A 24,320-nucleotide genomic window follows, 5' to 3' on the forward strand; every position below is an offset into this window, starting at 1 on the left:
CTCCGTCCCGATCATGTCTGGAGGAAAAGGTAGAGGCGCACTGTATGAATGTCCAGACAAAACGTTACACCAGGCGGCGGGCTGCCTCAACAACGATACGTACGGCGTCGGTCTCGGTGCGCTTCATCGCTTCTGCATCAGGAATTTCCTGCTGCGTGCGGTTAACGATCACCCCGGCAACCATACCTGCCCTTAAGCCCTGGCTGGCGCACATGGTCAGCAGCGTGGCGGACTCCATCTCATAGTTCAGCACGCCCATTTGCTGCCACTCTTTCAGCGAATGTTGGAAGCGGCTCACCACGCGGCCTGAAAAGGTGTCATAGCGCTCCTGACCGGGATAGAAGGTGTCAGACGAGGCGGTGATACCGATATGCGTTTTAGCACCGGCGGCCTTAGCGGCCTCCACCAGGGCAGTGGTGCAGCTGAAATCCGCCACGGCCGGGAATTCAAGCGGCGCAAAGTGCTGGCTGGCACCGTCCAGACGAACCGAACCGGTGGTGACCAGCACGTCGCCGACGTTGATATCCGGCTGAATTGCGCCGGTGGTACCTACGCGCAGAAACGTGCGCACGCCAAGCTGCGCCAGCTCTTCCACGGCAATAGAGGTTGAAGGCCCGCCAATACCCGTCGAGCAAACAACCACGGCTTTACCGTTAAGCTCTGCGCGCCAGGTGGTGAATTCACGGTGAGAAGCCAGGTGCACAGGATTCTCCATCAGGGCGGCTATTTTTTTCACCCGCTCAGGATCGCCCGGCACAATCGCTAACGTCGCGCCCTGTAGGTCAGCCCGGGTAATACCGAGGTGGAAAACATCTGACTGCGCCATGTGATACTCCTGCTAGAGAAAAAGGATAGGTAACAATGCAGTACGATAAAAGAATGTCGCACCTATTTATGTGACTAATCTCACTACACATAATGAAAGTTACAGGAAAAATAACGATAAGAGTGATATATGTCGCATTTTAGGACTCTCCACCCCGTCAGGGAACCGATTGACCCTGTTGGCTCCGCGCTGCCAGTGTTAAAGAGAAGTAAAGCCCGGTCACCTGGTCTGGACGCAATCCTGGCTATAGTTAGCTGATTGCGCTAACGCATGCACGGAGAGGACAATGAAAACCGAAGATAATATGACTCAAAAATTGAGCAACAATGGGTTCACTCCCGCGGTATCGCCCACCGCTTCCACCACGATCCTGACCGACAGCGCCGATATCCTGTCCGGCGAAACCTCTGTTCCTACTCAGGGCGAAAATATGCCCGCCTTCCATGCCCGACCCCGCCACGCGAAAGGTCCGCTCCCGGTCGTTTTGGTGGTTCAGGAAATTTTTGGCGTCCATGAGCATATTCGGGATATCTGTCGCCGCCTGGCGGTTGAGGGTTATCTGGCTATCGCGCCAGAACTCTATTTCCGCCAGGGGGATCCCTCAGAATATAGCGACATTCCGACCCTGTTTTCCGAGCTGGTCAGCAAGGTGCCTGATACCCAGGTGCTGGCCGATCTTGACCATGTGGCAAACTGGGCATCACGCAACGGCGGTGATATGCGCAATATGGCGATTACCGGATTCTGCTGGGGTGGGCGTATTACCTGGCTTTATGCCGCGCATAACCCGCAGCTGAAAGCAGGCGTTGCCTGGTACGGCAAACTGGTGAGTGAAAAAAACCTGAAGCAGCAGAAGCATCCGGTTGATGTGGCCGTGGACCTTAACGCGCCGGTACTGGGACTGTACGGCGGCAAGGATGACGGGATCCCGCTTGAAAGCGTAGAAACCATGCGTCAGGCGCTGCGCGCGGCCAATGCGGACGCAGAAATTGTGGTTTACCCGGATGCCGGTCATGCCTTTAATGCCGATTACCGACCCAGCTATCATCAGGAGTCAGCCAGAGACGGCTGGCAGCGGATGCTGGCCTGGTTCCGCCAGTACGGCGTGGAATAGGACAGTAAAGCCCCGGAGATCGCCCGATCCCCGGGGCCTTAGCCATTAGCGACCTTTGTCGCGCTAAGCCGCAATCAGGCGTTAGCATTCTGCCTTGCTAACGCTAACGCCCTGCTCATGCTTTAGCGTTACGCAGGTTCTGCGCCGCCTTAACCATATTCGCCAGCGCCTGGCGGGTTTCGGTCCAGCCACGGGTTTTCAGGCCACAATCCGGATTCACCCACAGGCGTTCGGTTGGAATACGCTTTGCGGCTTTCAGCAGCAGCGCCTCAATGCCTTCCACGTCAGGCACGTTCGGGGAGTGAATATCGTAAACGCCCGGACCAATTTCGTTCGGATAGTCGAACTCTTCAAATGATTCCAGCAGTTCCATATCAGAGCGTGAGGTTTCAATGGTAATCACGTCCGCATCCAGCGCCGCGATGGAGTCCATGATGTCATTGAACTCGCAGTAGCACATATGCGTGTGGATCTGCGTATCATCCTGCGCCACCGCGGCGTTCAGGCGAAAGGCGTCCACGGCCCATGCCAGATACGCGGCCCAGTCAGACTGGCGCAGCGGCAGACCTTCCCGCAGGGCAGGCTCATCAATCTGAATTATGCCGATACCCGCTTTCTCCAAATCTTCCACTTCGTCACGCAGCGCCAGCGCAATCTGTTTGGCGATAGTCTCGCGGGAAACATCCTCGCGTGGGAAAGACCAGCAAAGAATGGTGACCGGGCCGGTTAGCATGCCTTTGACTGGCTTACCCGTCAGGGACTGGGCATATTTCGCCCACTCCACGGTAATGGGGTGTGGACGGCTGATATCACCAATAATCACCGGCGGCTTCACGCAGCGGGAACCATAGCTCTGGACCCAGCCATTTTGAGTGAAGGCGAAGCCATCCAGATTTTCACCAAAATACTCCACCATATCGTTACGCTCGGCTTCGCCATGCACCAGCACGTCCAGACCTAAGCTTTCCTGCTCCTTAATCGCCTGTTTGATATGTTCAGCGATGCCGGCGCGGTAGTGGCTACCGTCCAGGCGACCCTGCCTGAAGTCCAGGCGCAGGCTGCGGATCTCGGTGGTCTGCGGGAATGAACCAATTGTTGTGGTAGGCCAGGTCGGCAGCTTAAAACGGGCACGCTGGGCTGTGGCGCGCGTTTGATAACCGCTGTGACGCTGGCTGTCTTCAGCCGTAATGCCCGCCAGGCGTTTACCCACCGTCGCATTATGCACCCGGGCAGAGTGATGGCGCGCGCGAACCGGTGCGCTCCAGGCTTCAAGTGACTGCGGATCGTTATTATTCAGCGCCTTGCTTAACAGTGACAGCTCGGCGCATTTTTGCAGGGCAAAGGCGAACCAGCTTTTCACTTCCTCATCCAGACGGGTTTCCGTGCTCAAATCGATTGGACTGTGCAGCAGTGAGCAGGATGAACCAATCCACAGCTGATTGCGCTGGCCGATCAGCGGCTGCAAACGTTCAAACCAGCTGCTGAGATCGGCACGCCAGACGTTACGGCCATTAATGACCCCGACAGAGAGCAGCCAGTCGGCTGGGATCTGGCTATTCAGCTGTGCAATATCATCCTTACCGTGCACCAGGTCGACGTGTAAACCCTGTACCGGCAGCGCGCGGATAGTCTCAATGTTGGTTCCCGCGCTGTCGAAATAGGTGGTCAGCAACAGTTTGGTTTTGCCCTGCAAAGCATTAAAGGCCGGTTTGAATGCGTTCAGCCACGCCTGTGGCAGCTCCAGCACCAGCGCAGGTTCATCGATCTGTACCCATTCGATACCGCGTTTTGCCAGCCCGGCCAGCACCTGCTGGTAAACCGGCAGGATGTCCTTCAGCAGGCTCAGGCGATCAAACTGCTCACCCTTCACTTTCCCCAGCCAGAGATAGGTTACCGGCCCCAGCAGAACGGGTTTCACTTTATGGCCCAGCGCCAGCGCTTCGTCGACTTCGTCGAGGATCTGCGTCCAGCTCAGTTTGAACTGCTGGCCCTTGGTGAACTCAGGCACGATATAGTGGTAGTTGGTATTGAACCATTTGGTCATTTCGGCAGCGGCGGCAGGCTCACCGCCGGGCGCGCGGCCGCGGCCCAGCCGGAACAGCGTATCGAGATCGACCGAGCCGTCTTTATTCTGATGGCGAGCCGGTACGTTGCCTAACAGCAGGCTGGTGGTCAGCACATGATCGTACCAGGCAAAATCACCCACCGGGAGCAGGTTCACGCCCGCTTCCTGCTGCTGCTGCCAGTGACGGGCGCGCAGCTCACGGCCAACGGCCAGTAATTCTTGCTGGGTGCTGTTGCCTGCCCAGTAGCTTTCCTGGGCTTTTTTCAGTTCGCGACGCAGACCGACGCGAGGGAATCCGAGTGTATGGTTAAGAATGGTCATCAGTACTTTCCTCGTTTGTCGCCCGCTGTCGCTGCAATCAGGCTTTTAGACGTCCAGATGTTTACACATCTATAATCCGCAGGTACTGTAGTCACCACAAGCGCAAAATGTTCACTGTCGATGTGAAGGACTCTCATGATCGAACTCAAACACCTGCGAACGCTCCAGGCACTACGAACGACAGGTTCGCTGGCCGCAGCGGCAGCACAGCTCCATCAAACACAATCCGCCCTGTCACATCAGTTCAGTGATTTGGAACAGCGGCTGGGGTTTCGTTTATTCGTGCGAAAAAGTCAGCCCCTGCGCTTTACCCCGCAGGGGGAGATCCTGCTCAATCTGGCCGAACAGGTCCTGCCACAGATCCAACAGGCGCTACAGGCCTGCCACGAGCCGCATCAGACGACGCTGCGTATTGCGATTGAATGTCACAGCTGCATTCAGTGGCTTACCCCGGCGCTGAATAACTTTCGCCAAAACTGGCCGCAGGTGGTGATGGATTTCAAATCGGGGGTGACCTTCGACCCGCAGCCCGCCCTGCAGCAGGGGGAGCTGGATCTGGTGCTGACATCGGATATTCTGCCGCGCAGCGGCCTGTTCTACTCGCCGATGTTTGATTTTGAAGTCCGTCTGGTGATCTCTCCCGATCACCCTCTCGCCCGGCGTGAACATATTTCACCTGAAGACCTCGCGAATGAGGTGTTGATGATCTACCCGGTCCAGCGCCAGCGACTGGATATCTGGCGCCATTTTCTTCAGCCCGCAGGCATCAGTCCGGCCCTGAAAAGCGTGGACAATACGCTGTTACTGATCCAGATGGTGTCTGCAGGAATGGGGATTGCCGCGCTGCCGCACTGGGTGGTGGAGAGTTTTGAACATCAGGGTCTGGTGGTGACCAAAACCCTGGGTGAAGGCCTCTGGAGCCGCTTATATGCGGCGGTCAGGGACGGTGAGCAGCGTCAGCCGGTTGTGGAGGCGTTTATTCGATCGGCTCGCCAGCACGCCTGCGATAACCTGCCGCGCGTGAAGGATGCCTCCCTTCCCGGCACGCCCCTGCCCCAGTCGATTATCTCATCCTGAGCACCTTTAGCCGGTCACTGACCGGCCGAATACGGCCTGAGCACCGGGCCTGCTGAACCCATCCTGTAAACGCCCTGCTGGCGTTTTTCCTGTTTCTGCTGCCATTTGTCTCTATAATGCGCCCAACAGCTTTTGTTCCCTGATGAGATTGCTATGACAAATAACGACGTTCTGCGCAGCGTGCGCTACATGCTGAATTTAAGCGATGCCCAGGTAGTCAGCATTCTGGCGCTGGCAGAAAGTGAAGTGGCCGAAGCTGAAGTAAACAGCTTCCTGAAAAAAGATGACGACGCGGGTTTCCGCGCCTGCCCGGATGTCATTATGGGCTATTTTCTCAACGGGCTGATTTTCTCCCGTCGCGGCAAGAGTGAAGATGCCCCTGCGCCCTCTATTGAGCGGAAGATGACCAATAACATCATCATGAAAAAGCTCCGGGTCGCGTTCGATTTAAAAACAACCGATATTCTTGAGATATTAAAACTGGCTGACTTTGCGGTCGGACAATCGGAAATTGGGGCGATTTTCCGCAAACCGGGGCATAAAAACTACCGTGAATGCGGCGATCAGATTCTGCGAAACTTTTTAAAAGGTTTAACGAAGAAAATTCGTCCGGCAGCGAAGTAAATCTCGCGCCGCCGCGTGGGCAGCGTCATGCTGCTCACGCCGGTTAACCCTGACCGCCTTTTCCCCCTCCCTTGAATCTACCGTTATGTGGTGATCAGCTACCATTATACGAAGCAGAGTGAACCGGTCCCCTTCCTGAGCACGGTAAAATACCGGCTCCAGTCTGACCGCTTACGGCCCTCTGCTGCACGTTTCACGCCAGCACATTTTATTAACTGAGTGTCCGCTATTGCTGACCAGGGTCGGACAGCGTTCTTGCCATGAGTGCCGTGTCTCCTCCTGAGCAGTAATAATTAAACGCTTGTTTCAGGGTTTTTTGAATCGCGGTGGATAAATTTGTACACCAAAGTACCACAGTGATACAGTATCCGAATGGAGAGCATGCTAATGGTCACCTATGTGCCTCCGCGAAGTTTGGTAAGTAGCAACAGGCTTACCCATCAGGCTTAATCAATCCAGCAAACTATCTGTCCCGGAGATGCCGCTGTTCTCGCCAGTGCCATATCCAACTAACGGAGTATCGCAATGTCACAAACCATGTCCCAGAAGCTCGCAAGAGACAGTCTTGGAAATGCTGAAACTTTTACAGGAGGTGTTTACGTAACAAAAAACGGAGTTGCTGAACTCTTTATCCAGACTGCCGCAGAGCGTGATGCTGAATTACGTGAAATGAAAGAAGAAAGAAACATTAACGCCCTTTTTAAGCTGGCAGCTATGGCTAAAAGGGAAATCGCAAACGGCAAAGGCATGACTCCTGATGAAGTAAGGAGGAAGTTGCGTGAAGCCAGAGAGTGACAGGGAGGTGTTAAGTGTCGCAGAAGCTCAATTTGGTTGTAGCGCCTACGGCGTATCAATGCCTGCAGGATATTGAGTCATATAAAAGCAGTTATATCGGAAAGCAGCCTGCTGCTGATTTTGTCGATAATCTGTTTGATGAGTCCCTCCATAAAATCTGTGAAGACCCGGAGCGATACCGCTATAACATCTGGCTTCAGGATCGTGGGATGTTGCTGCGTGAAAGGCTTGATGTCGATGGAGAGTACCGCGTACTTTATGATTTTGACGGCCACAATATAGAGATTCTGTTGTTTGTGAGTATGAAGCAAGATTTCGAAAAACAGCTTTATCGTTATAACCTTCTGCATTAACGCTTAACGCCTGGATAGTCGGGCTGTAGGCGAAAATTTCACCGGCAGCTTTCATATCTGCTGGTGTTATCCAGTACGTTACAACTCCCCCCACCGCTTGCCGGCCGCCAGAACAAGAAGAGTTTTCCTGTTACCTACCAGGCGTCACATTGACGGTATTATGCAAAACATGCCAGCGGGAACCGTATACCGGATAGCGCATAATTGTTAGTTCATCCCGTGCCCGCCACAGATGATCGAGCCATACTTAGGCATGAGTGTTTTTTAGGATTTGAGGGCCAGCCGTACGGTAATCCCCCCAAAAACTGGCATTTCCTCAGTATAAAATAGATTAGCCCCATAGATCACCAGACACTTCGCCTCTCTTAAAATAAGAGGTAGTCTTGGAACTATGTTTAACACCAGTCAGAATAATAAGATGGTTGAAGTGTTATCAGGACCTGAGCGGCGTCGGCGTCGTACACCGCAGGAAAAAATTGCCATTATTCAGCAGACTATGGAACCCGGTATGACCGTGTCTCATGTCGCGCGCCTGCATGGCATCAATGCAAACCAGATATTCAAATGGCGCAAGCAATATGAAGACGGCTCGCTGACGGCTGTTGCATCGGGCGAGGAAGTGGTGCCGGCCTCCGAGCTCGCTGCCGCCAATAAGCAAATCCGCGAACTCCAGCGCCTTCTGGGCAAAAAGACGATGGAAGCCGAGATCCTTAAAGAGGCCGTGGAGTTCGGTCGGGCAAAAAAATGGATTGCGCATGCGCCCTTGTTGCCCGGGGACGACGACTAACCGACGTCTGCCGGAGTATTGGTGTGTCGCGTGCGCAACTGAGCATCCGGGTTCACCGGCCATCTGACTGGCAGGATCACAGACGGCAGCCCCGTTCTGACGATACCACCGTATTGTCCCGGATAAACATGGCGGTGGCTGACCTGCCGACGTATGGTTATCGCCGTGTGTGGGCACTGCTGCGACGGGAGTCAGAGCGGGACGGCCTGCCTGTGGTTAATGCGAAGCGGGTGTATCGCATTATGAGAACACATAATCTGCTTCTTGAACGTAAACCCGCTGATCCTTGCCGTAAGCGGGCCCATAAGGGGCGCGTAGCAGTAGCTGAAAGTAACCGGCGCTGGTGCTCAGATGGCTTTGAGTTCCGCTGTGATAATGGCGAAAAGCTGCGGGTGACCTTCGCGCAGGACTGCTGCGACAGGGAGATCATTGACTGGGCAGCGAGCACCGGAGGCTATGACAAAGAAACGGTGCAGGATGTCATGCTGGGTGCGGTGGAAAAACGCTTCGGAAGGCAGTTGCCAACAGAGTCGCTGGAGTGGCTGACGGATAACGGTTCAGCCTACAGGGCTCATGAAACGCGGGCGTTCGCCCGATTGCTGGGACTGGAGCCTTGCACGACAGCAGTGCGAAGCCCGGAAAGCAACGGCATAGCAGAAAGCTTCGTGAAGACGATAAAACGGGACTACATCAGCATCATGCCGAAACCGGACAGTCAGGCAGCGGTGATGAATCTGGCGGTGGCGTTCAGTCATTACAACGAACATCATCCGCATAGTGCACTGGGATATCGCTCACCGCGGGAATATATACGCAGGAAGTTATCGCAATCGTAAGAGAGCAAAAACGTCTGGATATATAGGGTCAAATCCATAAAAACCATTCAAAGCAGGGATACAGTACAGTTTAAGAGGGCATGGTCGTTCAGCGACGGCAATGCATCAGCTTCTGTTTCGAGGGTGTTTACAACACTTTCAGCGACATGCATGGAACTTAATACGGTAACTATCAGTAGTATCGCTCCTTTTTTGCTTCATATTTACACCCACTTAACAGATATAACTATTTGGATTAAATACTATTTAATCCTGCCCCATCCCCTAATAACATGAATGCTCACCCAGTAGGGTGGATACGCTAATTTTTTATATCAAGGATTGAGGCAATAATTATGCGAGTTTTAAGCAGCACTGAAGTAGCAACCGTCAGCGGCGCAGGTAAAGTTCAGGAAAAAATGTCCGGAATATTTGGTTCATTTTTCTCAGATATCTTTAATACGCTGACCTGTGCAGCCGATCTGGGTTATACCGAACAGCAGTTCAATGAGGCAGGTAAAGATCTGGGCGGCCGTATTGGTGCCAGTATTGAAGGAAAGCTAAGCAAAATCGCTGACTGTATCAGTAAGCTGATCAAATAATAAAAACGCAGTCTTTCACCGGGGAAGGTGACCCTTTCCCCGGCTTTATCAGGCCACGCTCCACGCTATCCTTTATTAACAATCCACTTTTTATGTACCCAGAGCGACAGGCAAATGACTGCGGCACCGATCAGAAAACTCGGCCAGTGCGGCTGCCTTTGCCAGATAGCCAGATTAACCAACAGCCCGGCTGGCACATGCATATTATTCATTATCCCCAGCGTCCCGGCGTCAACCTGAGTGGCACCATAGTTCCACATAAAGTAGCCGAGGCCAGAAGCTACCACGCCCAACCAGATGAGTATTCCCCACTGGAATGACGTCGTGGGAAGCCGGTGCGGATTACCCCAGAGAAACCAGGCCACGACGGCGACAGCGGCCGCGCCCAGATAGAACCAGGAGAACGCGGTATGCTGCGGCACGGGCCGAACTTCCTGTAGACGCTTGTACCCCACCAGGCCAATCGCAAAGCAGATATTCGCCAGCTGGACCAGCAGCAGGCCGAACCAGAAATGGTCACTTATTTTGTCGTAGCGAATAATGGCCGCGCCCACCACCGCCAGCAGGGCGCTAAACAGATAGCCCGCACGTATGCCACGCCCCCTTAGCAAATCGTAAATCAACGTCACCCAAAGAGGAGTGAGTACGGTAAACAGCAGAAAGTCCGATACGCTGAGATAGAGAAAAGCCTGAAAGCTGATCAGATACATAATGCCCAGCTGCATCGCGCCTACCGCCATATACAGCAGGATGGTCGAAATCCGGTGGCCGCGAAAACGTAAAAAGGGCAGGAAAACGACTGCCGCGAGCAGCAGGCGGATCAGCACGGAGAATACGCTATCAACCTGCCCCGCCAGATACTCGCCTATCAGGCTGAAAGAAAAGGCCCACAGGACTGTGGTGACAATCAGTAACGTCACAATGATTAACTCGGCAGTAAAAGGGGCCGTAGTGTAGCGAAAACTCAGGGAGCACAGGAAAATATTTGGTTTACAACTGAGCATTAACCAACCGAAAAATCCATAGACTCTTTGCGCTCATAAAATGTTCATAAACGAGCAGCCTGTCAGGCGCTCGCCTTTTATCTGTGACTGATTTCACTTTTTTGCCTCATCAGAACCTTCTGAACAAGTGACAACAGACACATAAAACATCTATTTGACATAAAATTGTAACATTTGCGCCCTTCTTCACGGTTCGCTTAGCCCCTCTCCCCTATCCTTTGCGCGATATGGAACATTGAGTCGTACGGAAGGTTCGACCGTTCCCGCCAGGCGCCTCAGGGCGTCAAAAATAGATAAACCGCGCCATCGGAGGCCAAATGCTAAGTATTTTTAAGCCAGCTGCGCACCAGCCACGGGTAGATGAGAAGCAAATTGATCCGCTATACCGCAAACTGCGCTGGCAAATTTTCCTGGGAATTTTCTTCGGCTATGCCGCCTATTATCTGGTGCGTAAGAACTTTGCGCTGGCAATGCCTTATCTTGTCGATCAGGGCTTCTCGCGCGGCGATTTGGGCTTCGCCCTGTCAGGCATCTCTATTGCCTACGGCATCTCGAAATTCATCATGGGGTCCGTTTCTGACCGTTCTAATCCGCGCGTTTTCCTGCCTGCCGGGCTGATCCTGGCCGCCGTGGTCATGCTGTTTATGGGATTTGTCCCCTGGGCCACCTCCAGCATTATGGTCATGTTTGTGCTGCTGTTTCTCTGTGGCTGGTTCCAGGGAATGGGATGGCCGCCGTGCGGAAGGACCATGGTGCACTGGTGGTCACAGAAGGAGCGCGGGAGAGTGGTTTCCGTCTGGAACTGCGCCCACAACGTCGGTGGCGGAATTCCGCCTCTGCTCTTTCTGTTGGGGATGGCCTGGTTTAACGACTGGAAAGCGGCACTCTATATGCCAGCATTCGGCGCCATCGTCATTGCGATTTTTGCCTTTGCCCTGATGCGCGATACGCCTCAGTCCTGCGGGCTGCCGCCGGTGGAAGAGTACAAAAACGACTATCCCCCAGACTACAACGAAAAGCAGGAGCAGGAGCTGACCGCCCGGCAAATTTTTATGCAGTACATTCTGCCTAACAAACTGCTGTGGTACATCGCGCTGGCGAACGTATTCGTCTATCTGCTGCGTTACGGCATTCTCGACTGGTCGCCCACCTACCTGAAAGAGGTCAAGCATTTCGCCCTGGATAAGTCCTCATGGGCCTATTTCCTCTATGAGTATGCCGGGATCCCTGGCACGCTACTGTGCGGCTGGATGTCAGACAAAGTCTTTAAAGGGAACCGGGGCGCGACCGGCGTATTTTTTATGGTGCTGGTGACCATTGCCACCGTGGTGTACTGGATGAACCCGGCCGGTAATCCGGGCATTGATATGGCCTGCATGATTATCATTGGCTTCCTGATTTACGGCCCCGTCATGCTAATCGGTCTCCATGCGCTGGAGCTGGCACCGAAGAAAGCGGCGGGCACCGCAGCCGGCTTTACCGGCCTGTTTGGCTATCTTGGCGGGTCGGTCGCGGCCAGCGCCATTGTGGGCTACACGGTAGATTACTTCGGCTGGAATGGTGGTTTTATCATTATGGTGGGCGGCTGTGTGATGGCGGTACTTCTGCTGGTGCTGACCATGCTCAGTGAGAAAAAACACAAACAGCAGCTCAGCCAGGCTGACTAACAGCAAAAGGAGAAGCAGATGAAACTAAATACGCTACTGGCCGCCGTGATGATGAGCGCCGCCTTCTGTGCGGTGGCTGCGCAGGATAAGGTGGTGATTGCCCATCGCGGCGCAAGCGGCTATTTGCCCGAACACACGCTCCCTGCCAAGGCGATGGCCTACGCGCAGGGCGCCGATTTCCTTGAGCAGGACCTGGTCATGACCCGGGACGATCGGTTGGTGGTGCTGCACGATCACTACCTTGACCGCGTTACCGACGTTGCCGAACGCTATCCTGACCGCGCGCGCAGCGACGGGCGCTATTATGCTATCGACTTCACCCTGGCTGAAATCAAAGGCCTTAAGTTTACCGAAGGCTTTAGCATTAAAAACGGCAAGAAGTCACAGACCTTCCCCGGCCGTTTCCCTATGGGCAAGTCAGATTTCCGCGTACATACCTTTGAAGAGGAGATCGAATTTATTCAGGGACTAAATCACTCAACCGGTAAAAATATTGGCCTCTACACCGAAATCAAAGCCCCCTGGTTTCACCGCAAAGCAGGTAAAGATATCTCCGCGAAGGTGCTCGACGTCCTGAAACAGTACGGCTACACCCGCAAGAGCGACAATGTTTATCTGCAATGCTTTGATTACAACGAAGTCAAGCGGATTAAAACCGAGCTGGAGCCTGCCAGAGGGATGAATCTGCGCATGGTACAGCTGATTGCAGAAACGGCGGATAAAGAGACGCAGGAGCAGCAGAATGGAAAATGGGTGAACTACAGCTACGACTGGATGTTCAGGCCCGGCGCGATGAAAACCATTGCGCAGTATGCTGATGGCATTGGCCCCGACTACCATATGCTGGTGGCAGAGGGGTCAACGCAAGGCCACGTGCGCCTGACGGATATGGTGAAAGAGGCTCACGAAAGCAAATTGGTCGTCCATCCGTATACCGTGCGGGCAGATCAGCTTCCCGCCTGGGCCGGTAGCGTCAACGAGCTGTATGACGTGCTCTATAATCAGGCGAACGTCGACGGTTTGTTTACCGACTTCCCGGATAAAGCCGTTAGTTTCCTGCATCGCTAACGCGGTTCGTCGTTAATCCTCTTCCCGCCCCTCACCGGGGCGGAAATCCGCGCGGCTTAAACCTGATGTAGCTGACGCAGATAGTGGCATACGGCGTTGTCGGCGTTGCTGCCAATCACTTCCAGTTCCGGCAGCAGATCCTTCAGGCGCTGGTGAGAATTGCTCATAATGCAGCCCTTGCCCGCCATACTCAGCATCTCTTTATCGTTCATGCCGTCACCAAACGAAATGCACTCTTTCAGTGAATAGCCCAGAGAGCGGGAAACGGCGTCCAGCGCGTGACCCTTTGATACGCCACCCGCCATCACTTCCAGGCAGGTCGGCAGCGAAAAGCTGACGTTCACGCGATCGCCCCAGCGAGCAATCAGCGCCTCTTCGAGGGGGATCAGCAATTCCGGTTTACCACAGGTGAAGAAGACCTTGCTAATGCCATCCGTGGGCAGTGCGCCAGGCTGATAAACCTGATAGTTGAAGTCTGACTCACGAAAGAAATCCATCTCTTCCGGCCGGTGCCGGTTAAGAAACCACTCTTCATCACGGTAGATATTGGTGAAAATATCCTGGTGATCGTGGTGCATTGCAAACAGCTCACGGGCGATATCCTCATCCAGGTTCTGGCTGAAAACCAGCTCGCCCGCGATGTTATGTACCCGTGCACCGTTCGAGGTGATCATGAAGGCATCAATACCCAGGCTGTCGCGCATCTGCGCCACATCAATATAATGACGGCCGGTAGCAAAGATAAAATGCACGCCTTTCTGCGTCAGAAGCTGAAGCGTTTCGCGGGCGAAAGAGGATAAACGGTGGTCGGGCGACAGCAGGGTGCCATCAAGATCGGAAGCAACAATAGGGTACATAAAACCTCTGGTTAATCGGTTAGCGGACAGCGTTACCTGTCGGTTAAGAGTGATATCTGAGTGGGGCAATCAGGGATGCCGGGCAAAAAAAGCCACGATGGCATCCAGTGCTTCGGCACGCATGCTGTCTTTTTCAAACAAGATCTCATGACGCGCACCGACGATAACCTTCGGTTTTCCCCCTTCGCAGGGTTGACCCGCGGCAGTCATGGCCCGGCAAAACAGATCCTGGGCCCGGTTATCAACCACCTTATCTTCGCCGGCCTGCAGCAGCAGCAGCGGCGTTGAGATTTCTTTGGCTTTACTGAGAATACTTTTACCGGCCTGAATGCCTTCGCGCACCCAGTGCCAGGTGGGTCCCCCGACGCGCAGCTGCGGATCGTCGGCATAGAAGCGCAAATTTCGCCGGTAGCGTTCGCGGCTATGGGTCAGGTCGTTGAGGCCAAACGGCCGCGCCCGCCATTTTCCGGTGCCGGGCGCATAACCTTCGCGCAGACCGGGACGCTTATCCGTCCAGTTCAGAATACGCTGAGCCACCCAGTGAGGCATCGACAGATAGATGCCAAACATCGGCGACGCCAGCGCCACCGCATCAAAGGCTTTGGGCTGGCGGGCCAGCATCAGCGTCAGGATGGCACCGCCCATCGAATGGGCCAGCGCATAGCGATGCCGATAGTGGCGGCTGACAATCTCTTTCAGATAGAGCGTTTCCAGGTCGTCAACATAGTGTTCAAACGCGTCCACATGTCCGCGATGGGGATCCGACAGCAGCCGCCCGGATCGTCCCTGACCGCGATGATCGGGGATCAGCACGTCATAACCGCAGTGAAAAAGATCCCAGGCCAGCTCGGGATATTTCACGTAGCTCTCGATACGTCCGGGACAGAGTAAAATAACCTTGTCGTGGTGCGCCGCATGAAAGCGAACGTAGCGGATAGGGATGTTATTTACGCCGGTAAATTCACCTTCTTCACGCGTCTGCCAGAACGCCAGCAGCGGCCCGGTGGCAAATGCCGCAAACGCTTTTTCCCGCGTTGGCCAGCCGTTACGATGGTTTTTCATCCGCTCATCGCTCACATCTTCAAACGCTCTGCATGACCCCGTGTCAGCCCGTAGCGCAACCCTTTAATATGTCGTATTGTGTCATACTTCTGCCTGTCCAGGGAGCCTTAACCAATGACCGTTGAATGGTGGATGACCTACCTTTTAACCACCACTGTTTTAAGCTTGTCGCCGGGTTCCGGCGCGATAAATACCATGAGCACCGGCATCAGCCACGGCTTTCGCGGGGCCGCCGCCTCTATTTCCGGTCTTCAGGTGGGTCTGTCGCTGCACATTCTGCTGGTTGGGATCGGGCTGGGCGCGCTCTTCTCCCATTCGGTACTGGCGTTTGAAATACTCAAGTGGGCCGGTGCCGCTTATCTGGTGTGGCTGGGCATTCAGCAGTGGCGTGCAGGCGGAGGCATCGATCTTCAGGCGGTAGCGAAAGCGATGCCGCGCCGCAGGCTGTTTAAGCGGGCGATCCTCGTCAATCTGACCAATCCGAAGAGTATCGTTTTTCTGGCCGCGCTGTTTCCCCAGTTTATCATTCCCCATCAGCCGCAGCTGAGGCAGTACCTGATTCTGGGCGTCACTACCGTGGTGGTCGATATCATCGTGATGATTGGCTACGCCACGCTGGCAACGCGCATTGCGGGCTGGATTAAGGGCCCCCGGCAGATGACGCTGCTGAACAGAATTTTTGGCGGAATGTTTATGGCGGTGGGTGTCCTGTTAGCTTCTGCGCGACGCATGGCATAAAGCGAACAGGCTGAACCCGATTGACCTTTCGTTCACCGGGTAGACAAACCCGATTAAGCGTCAGTCCTCATCATCAATATGCTCTTTAATCATCATCAGGAAAGACTTTCCAAAACGCTCCAGTTTTCGCTGCCCCACGCCGTTGATACTGAGCATTTCCGAGGCGGTAACGGGCATCTGCTCCGCCATCTCGATAAGCGTGGCATCGTTAAAGACCACGTACGGCGGGATATTCTCTTCGTCGGCAATCGCTTTGCGTAGCTTTCGCAGTTTGGCAAACAGCTTGCGATCGTAATTACCGCCGAACGACTTCGGACTGCCGCTGCGTGGTTTCACGCTGACCAGGCGCGGCACGGCCAGCATCAGCGGCGTTTCGCCGCGTAACACGGGCCGGGCCGCTTCGGTAAGCTGTAGCGCAGAGTGCATTGCGATATTTTGCGTCACCAGACCCAGATGGATGAGCTGACGCAGCACGCTGACCCAGTGCTCGTTGGACTGCTCCCGCCCAATGCCGTAGACCGGCAGCTTGTCGTGCTGCATGTCGCGGATCCGCTGGTTATTCGACCCGCGCAGCACCTCAACAATGTAGCCCATGCCAAAGCGCTGCCCGACGCGGTAAATCCCTGAGAGGGCTTTCTGCGCCTCTACCAGACCATCGTAGCGACGCGGCGGATCGAGGCAGATATCACAGTTATCACAGGGCTGCTGACGGCCTTCACCAAAATAGTTGAGCAGCACCAGGCGGCGGCAGGTCTGCGCCTCGGCGAAGGCCCCCATCGCATTTAGCTTATGACGCTCAATGTCCTGTAGTGGCCCGGGCGCTTTTTCGTCCAGGCAGCGACGCAGCCACGCCATATCTGCCGGATCGTAAAGCATTAGCGCTTCGGCCGGCAGGCCGTCACGCCCGGCGCGCCCCGTCTCCTGGTAATAGGATTCGATATTGCGGGGGATATCAAAGTGCACCACAAAGCGCACGTTGGGTTTATTGATGCCCATGCCAAAGGCGACCGTTGCCACCACGATTTGCAGATCGTCGCGCTGGAAAGCTTCCTGTACCTGCGCGCGGTGAGCATTGTCCATACCGGCATGATAGGCACCTACGCTCATACCCCGGCTTTGCAAACGGGCCGCGGTATCCTCAACCTTGGCGCGGCTGTTGCAGTAAATAATCCCGCACTTGCCGCGCTGATCCTGCACGTAGCGGATCAGCTGTTCGGTGGGCTTAAATTTTTCTACCAGCGTATAGCGGATGTTGGGGCGGTCGAAGCTGCTGACCTGAATCAGCGGATCGTTAAGCTGAAGCAGCCGGGCAATATCGTTTCTGGTGGTTTCATCGGCGGTGGCGGTCAGCGCCATCACCGGTACGTCCGGTAGCCGCTGGCGCAGCTGCCCCAGCGCGCCATACTCCGGCCGGAAATCGTGCCCCCACTGGGAGATGCAGTGCGCTTCATCCACGGCCAGCATCGCCGGATTCCAGTGCATCAGGCCGTCGAGGAAGTTATCCATCATCAGACGTTCGGGCGCAATATAGAGTAGCCTGATCCGCCCGGTGCGACAGCCCGCCATCACTTCCTGCTGCTCTTCACGCGTCTGCGTTGAATTCAGACAGGCCGCCGCTACGCCGTTGGCCAGCAGCTGGTCCACCTGATCTTTCATCAGTGAAATAAGGGGGGAGACCACCAGCGTCAGGCCTTCACGGACCAGCGCGGGGATTTGATAGCACAGCGACTTACCGCCGCCGGTAGGCATGACCACCAGGCAATCTCGCCCTTTCAGCGAGGCCTGAATAATCGTTTGTTGTCCGGGGCGAAACTGCTGGTAGCCGAAGGTATCCTGTAGTACCTGTTCCGCCAACGCTTCCTGATTTATTACTGCTGCCGTAGACACATATTCCCCAAATCTGATGATGAGCGGGCCAGCGCCAGGCGGCCCACCCCGAGAGCATTAAAACAGGTCGTTCAGCATCACGCCGACGCCAATACGCGTCTGGCGATGATTGTAGTCAATCAGTGATTCACCGTAGCCGCTAAACAGCTGGGTGTAGAAGCGCATATGCTCACTGAGTGGATAACTCCAGCCCATCTCCGCGCCGCCGTAACCGGTGTTCCAGTTATAGTTGCTCTTCACGCTGAAGATGCTTTCGCCCCACTGATAGCCTACCGTCAGGCGATAATACCCCATGTACTTAGTGATATCTGGGTTATCATCATTATTTTCACTTTCTGGAATGCGGTACCAGGGTTTCGCTTCCACCATCCAGTTGCCGTTCTGCGCCATCAGCCGGGCGTATACGCGGTTCCAGCTGCGGGAGGTTGGATCGGAACGCCCGTTGGACTCATGGTTCAGGCCCGTTTCCACATCGCGCAGCGTCCAGCCCGCAAACGAGTAATCCGTTGCCCAGCCGATGAAAATCTGCGGCTGATAGTTCGTTTCGCGGAAGGGGGATGAGCCGCCCCGGTTAGAGATCTGCCACCAGGAATCCTGAGTATAAGAGGCCGCGAGCACCGAGTTGTCGCCCGCAATTCCACGCCACAGTGGAAACGCCAGGCTCAGCTGAAACTTTGCCTCGTCGTGCTTCGCCTTATTCGCCCAGCTATAAGACTGTATCGCCTCTTTATTGATGCTGCTGGTATCGGTATAAATGATGTAATTACTTTCATAGGGATAAAGCACAAAGGGGTTGTCATGCTTTTCCAGCAGGTTAGCAATGATACTGCCGCGCACGGCAGGCTGGTCATGTACTTCCGTGACCGTCGCTTCCTGTGCCAGCACTAACGAGGGAAACAGGAGTGCTGTCATCAGCAATCCTTTCAGCATAGCCATATGTGTTCTCCAGAATTGAACGTAATGTGGGTAAAAAGCACGCCATTCTACACAGAAACGTCGGGGGACATTAGTGCTGATTGTGTAAAGTAAAACGCGGCAGGGGCTGAGCGTAAAACAGTGATGCCGTTGCCCCTCTCTCTGTGCCATTTTGCCACAAAGGAAACGCCTTATGACCTCAGCCGTCTCTCTGCCTCAGGACGCCGCCCGCCGCCTGATCGGAGATATATTTGTCTATGATATGCCGTTCAATCAGGCACTGGGCCTGCGGTTGGATCGTCTGGAACCGGACTATGCCGAACTCAGTTTTGACAACCAGACAAAGCTGGTGGGCAACGTGGCACAACACATTCTGCACGGTGGGGTGATTGCCGCCGTACTGGACGTTGCCGCAGGGTTAATCTGCGTGAGCAGCGCCCTCACCCGTCAGGAGAGCATCACCGAAGATGAGCTGCGCCAGCGACTTTCGCGCATGGGCACCATTGATATGCGCGTGGATTATCTGCGGCCGGGCCGGGGAGAGCGTTTTATCGCCAGCAGCAGCCTGCTACGCGCGGGGAACAAAGTGGCCGTTGCCCGGGTGGAGCTGCACAACGACACGGGGGTCTACATCGCCAGCGCGACGGCAACCTATCTTGTCGGCTAATAAAAATTAAAGCTTGTCTGCCCGTGCAGCTTTTACCAACAAAATCTGCCTATTACCCACTCATTTAACGGAGTAAATTTTCATGGACGCGCAACAAACGCGACAGGGCGTACTGTTCGCCCTGTGTGCCTATTTTATTTGGGGTGTAGCACCTGCCTACTTCAAGCTGATTCAGGAGGTGCCGCCCACTGAAATCATGACGCACCGGGTAATCTGGTCATTTTTCTTTATGCTGCTGTTGGTTAGCCTTTGCCGGAACTGGGAGAGCGTAAAGCTGACGCTTCGTCAGCCGAAGAAAGTGCTGCTGCTGGCGCTTTCCGCCACGGTGATAGCCGGTAACTGGCTGCTGTTTATCTGGGCGGTTAATAACCAGCATTTGCTGGAGGCCAGCCTGGGCTATTTCATTAATCCACTGCTCAACGTGCTGGTGGGGATGGTGTTTCTGGGGGAGCGTTTCCGGCGGGCTCAGTGGCTGGCGGTGATGCTGGCCGCCTGCGGCGTCCTGCTTCAGCTGTGGAAGTTTGGCTCGGTACCGGTCATTGCGCTGGGCCTGGCGGTGACCTTTTCCTTTTACGGCCTGCTGCGCAAGAAAATTGGCGTGGATGCCCAGACCGGCATGCTGATTGAGACCACCTGGCTGCTCCCGGCGGCCGCCATTTATCTTTTCGGCGTGGCCGACAGCCATACCAGCCATCTGAGCCAGAATACCTTACATCTCAACCTGCTGCTGATTGCCGCAGGGGTGGTGACCACCGTCCCGCTGATGCTGTTTACCGCCGCCTGCACGCGCCTGCGCCTCTCCACGGTCGGTTTTTTTCAGTATCTTGGCCCGACGCTGATGTTCCTGCTGGCCGTTATTTTTTACGGCGAACAGATGACGCCGGATAAAGTCCTCTCCTTCAGCTTTATCTGGGCCGCGCTGGCGGTGTTTATTTTTGATGCGATATGGACGTTCAGGCGCAGGCAGCCGCTGCCTGTCTGACAGATGCCATTCACCCTGACAGTCGGGGTGAATGGCATCCGCATGGCGGCGTCAGAGCCAGTTTTTGCGCTTGAAGTAGGCGTAAGGCGCCAGCCCCGCCAGGATCATCAGAGCGATGGCGCCGGGGTAGCCAAAGCTCCACTTCAGCTCAGGCATAAACTCAAAGTTCATGCCATAGCTGGAGGCCACCAGCGTTGGCGGCAGGAACACCACGGAGACCACCGAGAAAATTTTGATGATGCGGTTCTGTTCGATATTAATAAAGCCCATCGCCGCCTGCATCAGAAAGTTCACCTTCTGGAACAGGGATTCGTTATGCGGCAGCAGCGATTCAATGTCGCGCAGAATTTCCCGCGCCTGCTCAAGCTGATTACCCGGCAGCCGGGCCTTACGCACCAGGAAATTAAGCGCGCGCTGGGTATCCATCAGGCAGAGGCGAACCTTCCAGCCGATATCTTCCAGTTCTGCCAGCGTTGACAGCGCAGAGTCAAACTCATCGCCCTGCTGTCCTTCCATAATGACCCGGCTGAGCTTTTCGAGATCGCTGTAGATGTTTTCAATTTCATCCGCCAGCTGTTCGATTTTCGTTTCAAACAGGTCCAGCAGCAGTTCATAAGCATTACCATCAATCAGCACCTGATTACGCGCGCGCATGCGGTAGAGGCGAAACGCTGGGAGCTCACGTTCACGCAGGGTATAGAGGCGGCCTTCGCGAACGGTAAACGCGACCGTGGAGTTTCCGGCGTGGTCTTCTGCATCTTCATAAAAGAAAAAGGAGTGGATGTGCAGGCCGTCTTCGTCCTCGAAGAAACGTGCGGAGGCCTCAATATCTTCCAGCTCAGGGCGGGTAGCCAGGCTCTGGCCCAGCTCGGACTGGACGCGTGTGCGTTCCTGATCGTCAGGCTCGATCAGATCAACCCATACCGAACTGACCAGTTGATCGTTGGGTTCCTCAAGCTCAAGGCGGGTTAAGCGGCTTTGATCCAGTTTAAATGCGCTCAGCATAGCTGTACTCCCAATCTGCAGTAACATGGGACTAGCGTTGGAACACGGGAAACAAGCGTTTCGGTCAGCGAGTGAATCTGACTCAGAGCGACGGGAGGGCGGTCGCCAACAACCACGAAGGCTATCGGCAGAAGAGGATAGCCTTAGGAGTTGTACCTGTTATCCAGGTCAATGAGCCAGTATCTACTGGGTGTGTCCAAGGCGAATGTCCTCTTAGGGTAATGGTGCGCGCATGTTACGCTGTGCTGAAAATGCCGTCAACCTGTGGCCCACAATCATAGAAGGATCAAAATGAAACAAATTACGCATGCAGACCTGGTGAAAATGAGCGGGCAGGCCGCCAGCGTTCCGCGCCTTCGCGCGCACCGTACGCTGCACGAAGAGCTGAGCGACCCGGTTCAGCGTCTGGCAATTGCCATGGAGCCCGACACTTACATTCGCCCGCACCGTCACCCCCAGACCTGGGAACTGCTGACGCCGCTGAAGGGGCGTTTTGTGATGTTGCAGTTTAATGATGAAGGCGTGGTGACTCATCGCACCGTACTGGGTGAAGAGGTTCTGCTACAGGAGATCCCGGCATTGACCTGGCATGCGGTTTTGTCGCTGGATGCGGGTGGCGTGATCTTTGAAGTTAAGCACGGGCCGTATCAGCCACTAACGGAAGATGACTGTATGCACTGGGCACCGCCAGAGGGCGCTGAGGGCACGGAAGCGGTGATGGCATGGTATGCACATGCCCAGCCGGGCGATCGGTTCGGCGGGTAAGCTACACCTGCTGGTAAGTCGCTGAGATTCGTTGGGTAAGCCACACCTACGGGTAAGTCGCTGAGATTTACCCGTTAAGCAGACAGGCCCGCCCAACGGACAGGGCGCAGAGACTCGCCTTATCCGTTAAAGCGTAGAAGGCAAAGGAAACGTGTAACTCAGACCGTTTCCAGCTTCGCATAGGCGGCCACCAGCCACTTAATACCCTGCCCCTGAAACGCCACCTGGAGACGGCTGTGATCGCCGCTGCCTTCCAGGTTGACGATGGTTCCTTCACCAAACTTAGCGTGGCGTACCCGCTGGCCCAGGGCAAACCCGCTGTCATTTTGCGTGACCGGCGTCCCCATGCGCTGATGGCTGACCGGACGGCTGATACTGGCGCGCAGGCGAACCTCTTCCACACACTCCTCAGGCAGTTCGCCAACGAAGCGAGAGGGACGGTGGAAAACCTCTTTACCGTACAGGCGGCGGGTTTCCGCAAAGGTCAGCGTCAGTTTCTGCATGGCGCGCGTGACGCCGACGTAGGCCAGCCGACGCTCCTCTTCCAGCCTGCCGCCCTCTTCCAGCGACATCTGGCTGGGGAACATGCCCTCTTCCATGCCGACGATAAACACCTGCATAAACTCCAGGCCCTTCGCGGCATGCATGGTCATCAGCTGCACCGCGTCCTGCCATTTATCTGCCTGACCTTCGCCCGCCTCCAGCGCGGCATGCGAGAGAAAAGCCTGTAGCGGCATCAGATCCTCATCTTCATCCTGATAGCTGTACTGCCGGGTGGCGTTGACCAGTTCCTCAAGGTTCTCAACTCGCGCCTGGCCTTTTTCGCCCTTCTCCTGTTCGTACATTAACCACAGGCCCGAATCTTTAATCACCCGGTCGGTTTGAACGTGCAGCGGCAGCTCGCTGGTTTCCTGGGCCAGCGAATCCACCAGCTCGCTGAAGCGCTGTAACGCCGAGGCGGCGCGTCCGGCCAGCGCTTTCTCCTGCAACAGCGCGCGCGTACTCTGCCACAGCGTTAACTGCCGTTCACGGGCGGTCTGCCTGACAACATCAAGTGTACGATCGCCAATGCCGCGCGTTGGCGTGTTCACCACGCGCTCAAAGGCCGCATCGTCATTACGGTTAGCGATCAGCCGCAGATAGGCCAGCGAGTCTTTGATTTCCTGACGTTCAAAGAAGCGCATTCCGCCATAAATCCGGTAGGGCATGCTGGTTTGCAGCAGGGCTTCTTCCAGTACGCGCGACTGGGCGTTACTGCGATAGAGAATGGCGCAGTCGTTCAGCGCACCGCCGTTTTCCATCCATACCTTGATGCGGTTGACTACAAAGCGGGCTTCATCCAGCTCGTTAAAGGCGCAGTAGAGGGCAATCGGCTCACCGTCGCTGTCGTCGGTCCACAGCTCTTTGCCCAGCCGACCGGTATTGTTGGCGATCAGGGCATTGGCTGCCTTCAGTATATTATTGGTCGAGCGGTAGTTCTGCTCAAGGCGGATTGTTTCCGCGCCCGGGAAGTCGTTGAGGAAGCGCTGGATATTCTCAACCTGCGCGCCGCGCCAGCCGTAGATCGACTGATCGTCGTCACCCACGATAATCACTTTGCCGGTATCGCCCGCCAGCATGCGTATCCAGGCATACTGGATATTGTTGGTATCCTGGAATTCGTCCACCAGAATATTGGTAAAGCGCTCGCGGTAGTGATTGAGGATATGCGGCTTGTTGAGCCACAGCTCATGCGCCCGCAGCAGCAGTTCGGCAAAGTCCACCAATCCTGCCCGATCGCAGGCTTCCTGATAGGCCTGGTAGATGCGCAGCCAGGTCTGTTCAACCGGATTCCCGTAGCTTTCAATATGCTTTGGTCGCAGCCCTTCATCTTTTTTGCCGTTGATGTACCACATCCCCTGACGGGCAGGCCACTGCTTTTCGTCCAGATTCATCGCCTTGATCAGACGCTTGAGCAGGCGCATCTGATCCTCGCTGTCGAGGATCTGGAAGTCCTGCGGCAGACTGGCATCCAGGTGGTGAGCGCGCAGCAGGCGGTGCGCCAGGCCGTGGAAGGTGCCGATCCACATACCGCCCTGGCTGGTGCCAATCAGCTGTTCGATGCGGTGGCGCATTTCGGCTGCCGCTTTGTTGGTGAAGGTCACCGCCATGATTGAATAGGGAGAGCAGTTCTCCACCGCCATCAGCCAGGCGATGCGGTGCACCAGCACGCGGGTTTTACCGCTGCCTGCCCCCGCCAGCACCAGTAAGTTGCTGCGCGGCGCGGCAACGGCCTCGCGTTGTTTGTCATTCAAACTGTCCAGCAACTCAGAAACGTCCACAGG

The 24,320-nt window shown here is 55.3% G+C and carries 23 protein-coding genes; 13 read left to right on the forward strand and 10 right to left on the reverse strand.

Annotation, left to right across the window (positions count from 1 at the left end; all coding sequences use genetic code 11):
- Window positions 1-64 precede the first annotated feature (64 nt).
- A complete protein-coding gene (gene udp / locus AC4PCC_RS20870) occupies window positions 65-826 on the reverse strand; it encodes a uridine phosphorylase (RefSeq protein ID WP_492125811.1) in 762 nt (253 codons plus the stop codon).
- Between the two features lie 286 nt (window positions 827-1,112).
- Here udp and AC4PCC_RS20875 point away from each other — a divergent pair, with 286 nt between their 5' ends.
- Window positions 1,113-1,940, forward strand: a complete 828-nt coding sequence (locus AC4PCC_RS20875; protein WP_492125812.1) for a dienelactone hydrolase family protein — start codon at window positions 1,113-1,115, stop codon at window positions 1,938-1,940.
- Between the two features lie 115 nt (window positions 1,941-2,055).
- Here the strand turns inward: AC4PCC_RS20875 and metE are convergent, their stop codons facing one another.
- On the reverse strand, window positions 2,056-4,326 hold the full coding sequence (metE, locus tag AC4PCC_RS20880) for a 5-methyltetrahydropteroyltriglutamate--homocysteine S-methyltransferase (RefSeq protein WP_492125813.1): 2,271 nt from the start codon (window positions 4,324-4,326) through the stop codon (window positions 2,056-2,058).
- Between the two features lie 135 nt (window positions 4,327-4,461).
- On the opposite strand from metE, the gene metR reads away from it, so the two are divergent.
- The 6 genes from metR (at window position 4,462) to AC4PCC_RS20910 (ending at window position 9,379) form a co-directional block, all read left to right on the forward strand.
- The gene (metR, locus tag AC4PCC_RS20885; RefSeq protein WP_492125814.1) at window positions 4,462-5,403 is read left to right on the forward strand and encodes an HTH-type transcriptional regulator MetR; all 942 of its coding nucleotides are present in this window, start codon (window positions 4,462-4,464) and stop codon (window positions 5,401-5,403) included.
- Between the two features lie 153 nt (window positions 5,404-5,556).
- Complete coding sequence (locus AC4PCC_RS20890; protein WP_492125815.1) at window positions 5,557-6,027, forward strand: YehS family protein; 471 nt, start codon at window positions 5,557-5,559, stop codon at window positions 6,025-6,027.
- 525 nt (window positions 6,028-6,552) lie between these two features.
- Window positions 6,553-6,822, forward strand: a complete 270-nt coding sequence (locus tag AC4PCC_RS20895) for a hypothetical protein (RefSeq protein ID WP_492125816.1) — start codon at window positions 6,553-6,555, stop codon at window positions 6,820-6,822.
- Window positions 6,823-6,836: 14 nt separating this feature from the next.
- Window positions 6,837-7,175, forward strand: coding sequence for a type II toxin-antitoxin system RelE/ParE family toxin (locus AC4PCC_RS20900; RefSeq protein WP_492125817.1), 339 nt, complete (start codon window positions 6,837-6,839; stop codon window positions 7,173-7,175).
- 418 nt (window positions 7,176-7,593) lie between these two features.
- Window positions 7,594-8,798 (forward strand): IS3 family transposase gene (locus AC4PCC_RS20905; RefSeq protein ID WP_492125818.1). Its coding sequence is split into 2 segments (ribosomal slippage): window positions 7,594-7,921 and window positions 7,921-8,798, totalling 1,206 coding nucleotides; the frame shifts between segments, so codons are not numbered across the junction.
- A gap of 335 nt (window positions 8,799-9,133) precedes the next feature.
- Window positions 9,134-9,379, forward strand: coding sequence for a hypothetical protein (locus AC4PCC_RS20910; RefSeq protein WP_067709771.1), 246 nt, complete (start codon window positions 9,134-9,136; stop codon window positions 9,377-9,379).
- Window positions 9,380-9,444: 65 nt separating this feature from the next.
- Here the strand turns inward: AC4PCC_RS20910 and AC4PCC_RS20915 are convergent, their stop codons facing one another.
- Window positions 9,445-10,299 (reverse strand): carboxylate/amino acid/amine transporter, encoded by an 855-nt coding sequence (locus AC4PCC_RS20915; protein ID WP_345829798.1) that lies wholly within the window; start codon window positions 10,297-10,299, stop codon window positions 9,445-9,447.
- 401 nt (window positions 10,300-10,700) lie between these two features.
- Between AC4PCC_RS20915 and glpT the strand changes: the two genes are divergently transcribed.
- Together glpT and glpQ are read left to right on the forward strand one after the other, a co-directional pair.
- Complete coding sequence (glpT, locus tag AC4PCC_RS20920; protein ID WP_492125819.1) at window positions 10,701-12,050, forward strand: glycerol-3-phosphate transporter; 1,350 nt, start codon at window positions 10,701-10,703, stop codon at window positions 12,048-12,050.
- A gap of 18 nt (window positions 12,051-12,068) precedes the next feature.
- Window positions 12,069-13,118 (forward strand): glycerophosphodiester phosphodiesterase, encoded by a 1,050-nt coding sequence (gene glpQ, locus AC4PCC_RS20925; protein ID WP_492125820.1) that lies wholly within the window; start codon window positions 12,069-12,071, stop codon window positions 13,116-13,118.
- 56 nt (window positions 13,119-13,174) lie between these two features.
- Here glpQ and yigL read toward each other — a convergent pair whose 3' ends face one another.
- Complete coding sequence (gene yigL / locus AC4PCC_RS20930) at window positions 13,175-13,975, reverse strand: sugar/pyridoxal phosphate phosphatase YigL (RefSeq protein WP_492125821.1); 801 nt, start codon at window positions 13,973-13,975, stop codon at window positions 13,175-13,177.
- A gap of 69 nt (window positions 13,976-14,044) precedes the next feature.
- The gene (gene pldB, locus AC4PCC_RS20935; RefSeq protein WP_492125822.1) at window positions 14,045-15,037 is read right to left on the reverse strand and encodes a lysophospholipase L2; all 993 of its coding nucleotides are present in this window, start codon (window positions 15,035-15,037) and stop codon (window positions 14,045-14,047) included.
- 114 nt (window positions 15,038-15,151) lie between these two features.
- Between pldB and rhtB the strand changes: the two genes are divergently transcribed.
- Window positions 15,152-15,775, forward strand: coding sequence for a homoserine/homoserine lactone efflux protein (gene rhtB, locus AC4PCC_RS20940; protein WP_492125823.1), 624 nt, complete (start codon window positions 15,152-15,154; stop codon window positions 15,773-15,775).
- Between the two features lie 60 nt (window positions 15,776-15,835).
- On the opposite strand, the gene recQ is transcribed toward rhtB, so the two are convergent.
- Together recQ and pldA are read right to left on the reverse strand one after the other, a co-directional pair.
- Entirely contained in the window at window positions 15,836-17,662 is a 1,827-nt protein-coding gene (recQ, locus tag AC4PCC_RS20945; RefSeq protein WP_067709755.1) for an ATP-dependent DNA helicase RecQ, read from the reverse strand.
- Between the two features lie 57 nt (window positions 17,663-17,719).
- Window positions 17,720-18,598, reverse strand: a complete 879-nt coding sequence (pldA, locus tag AC4PCC_RS20950) for a phospholipase A (protein ID WP_492125824.1) — start codon at window positions 18,596-18,598, stop codon at window positions 17,720-17,722.
- Window positions 18,599-18,770: 172 nt separating this feature from the next.
- Here pldA and AC4PCC_RS20955 point away from each other — a divergent pair, with 172 nt between their 5' ends.
- Both AC4PCC_RS20955 and rarD read left to right on the forward strand, forming a co-directional pair.
- On the forward strand, window positions 18,771-19,244 hold the full coding sequence (locus tag AC4PCC_RS20955; RefSeq protein WP_492125825.1) for a thioesterase family protein: 474 nt from the start codon (window positions 18,771-18,773) through the stop codon (window positions 19,242-19,244).
- 82 nt (window positions 19,245-19,326) lie between these two features.
- On the forward strand, window positions 19,327-20,226 hold the full coding sequence (rarD, locus tag AC4PCC_RS20960) for an EamA family transporter RarD (protein ID WP_492125826.1): 900 nt from the start codon (window positions 19,327-19,329) through the stop codon (window positions 20,224-20,226).
- Window positions 20,227-20,277: 51 nt separating this feature from the next.
- Here the strand turns inward: rarD and corA are convergent, their stop codons facing one another.
- The gene (gene corA, locus AC4PCC_RS20965) at window positions 20,278-21,231 is read right to left on the reverse strand and encodes a magnesium/cobalt transporter CorA (protein ID WP_492125827.1); all 954 of its coding nucleotides are present in this window, start codon (window positions 21,229-21,231) and stop codon (window positions 20,278-20,280) included.
- A gap of 143 nt (window positions 21,232-21,374) precedes the next feature.
- Entirely contained in the window at window positions 21,375-21,431 is a 57-nt protein-coding gene (gene ysgD, locus AC4PCC_RS20970; protein WP_369815727.1) for a YsgD/CorL family protein, read from the reverse strand.
- 91 nt (window positions 21,432-21,522) lie between these two features.
- On the opposite strand from ysgD, the gene AC4PCC_RS20975 reads away from it, so the two are divergent.
- Entirely contained in the window at window positions 21,523-21,996 is a 474-nt protein-coding gene (locus tag AC4PCC_RS20975) for a WbuC family cupin fold metalloprotein (RefSeq protein WP_492125828.1), read from the forward strand.
- Window positions 21,997-22,154: 158 nt separating this feature from the next.
- Here AC4PCC_RS20975 and uvrD read toward each other — a convergent pair whose 3' ends face one another.
- A complete protein-coding gene (gene uvrD, locus AC4PCC_RS20980; protein ID WP_067709743.1) occupies window positions 22,155-24,317 on the reverse strand; it encodes a DNA helicase II in 2,163 nt (720 codons plus the stop codon).
- Between the last annotated feature and the right edge of the window lie 3 nt (window positions 24,318-24,320).

This window comes from Erwinia sp. L03-1, assembly GCF_058686115.1.

Bases quoted from the DNA above. Each gene is read 5' to 3' on its own strand.
- corA (WP_492125827.1), bottom strand. From the start codon at position 21,231: ATGCTGAGCGCATTTAAACTGGATCAAAGCCGCTTAACCCGCCTTGAG.
- metR (WP_492125814.1), top strand. From the start codon at position 4,462: ATGATCGAACTCAAACACCTGCGAACGCTCCAGGCACTACGAACGACA.
- glpT (WP_492125819.1), top strand. From the start codon at position 10,701: ATGCTAAGTATTTTTAAGCCAGCTGCGCACCAGCCACGGGTAGATGAG.
- AC4PCC_RS20975 (WP_492125828.1), top strand. From the start codon at position 21,523: ATGAAACAAATTACGCATGCAGACCTGGTGAAAATGAGCGGGCAGGCC.
- AC4PCC_RS20895 (WP_492125816.1), top strand. From the start codon at position 6,553: ATGTCACAAACCATGTCCCAGAAGCTCGCAAGAGACAGTCTTGGAAAT.
- udp (WP_492125811.1), bottom strand. From the start codon at position 826: ATGGCGCAGTCAGATGTTTTCCACCTCGGTATTACCCGGGCTGACCTA.
- AC4PCC_RS20910 (WP_067709771.1), top strand. From the start codon at position 9,134: ATGCGAGTTTTAAGCAGCACTGAAGTAGCAACCGTCAGCGGCGCAGGT.
- yigL (WP_492125821.1), bottom strand. From the start codon at position 13,975: ATGTACCCTATTGTTGCTTCCGATCTTGATGGCACCCTGCTGTCGCCC.
- rarD (WP_492125826.1), top strand. From the start codon at position 19,327: ATGGACGCGCAACAAACGCGACAGGGCGTACTGTTCGCCCTGTGTGCC.
- glpQ (WP_492125820.1), top strand. From the start codon at position 12,069: ATGAAACTAAATACGCTACTGGCCGCCGTGATGATGAGCGCCGCCTTC.
- metE (WP_492125813.1), bottom strand. From the start codon at position 4,326: ATGACCATTCTTAACCATACACTCGGATTCCCTCGCGTCGGTCTGCGT.
- rhtB (WP_492125823.1), top strand. From the start codon at position 15,152: ATGACCGTTGAATGGTGGATGACCTACCTTTTAACCACCACTGTTTTA.
- AC4PCC_RS20955 (WP_492125825.1), top strand. From the start codon at position 18,771: ATGACCTCAGCCGTCTCTCTGCCTCAGGACGCCGCCCGCCGCCTGATC.
- pldA (WP_492125824.1), bottom strand. From the start codon at position 18,598: ATGGCTATGCTGAAAGGATTGCTGATGACAGCACTCCTGTTTCCCTCG.
- pldB (WP_492125822.1), bottom strand. From the start codon at position 15,037: ATGAAAAACCATCGTAACGGCTGGCCAACGCGGGAAAAAGCGTTTGCG.
- AC4PCC_RS20890 (WP_492125815.1), top strand. From the start codon at position 5,557: ATGACAAATAACGACGTTCTGCGCAGCGTGCGCTACATGCTGAATTTA.
- AC4PCC_RS20875 (WP_492125812.1), top strand. From the start codon at position 1,113: ATGAAAACCGAAGATAATATGACTCAAAAATTGAGCAACAATGGGTTC.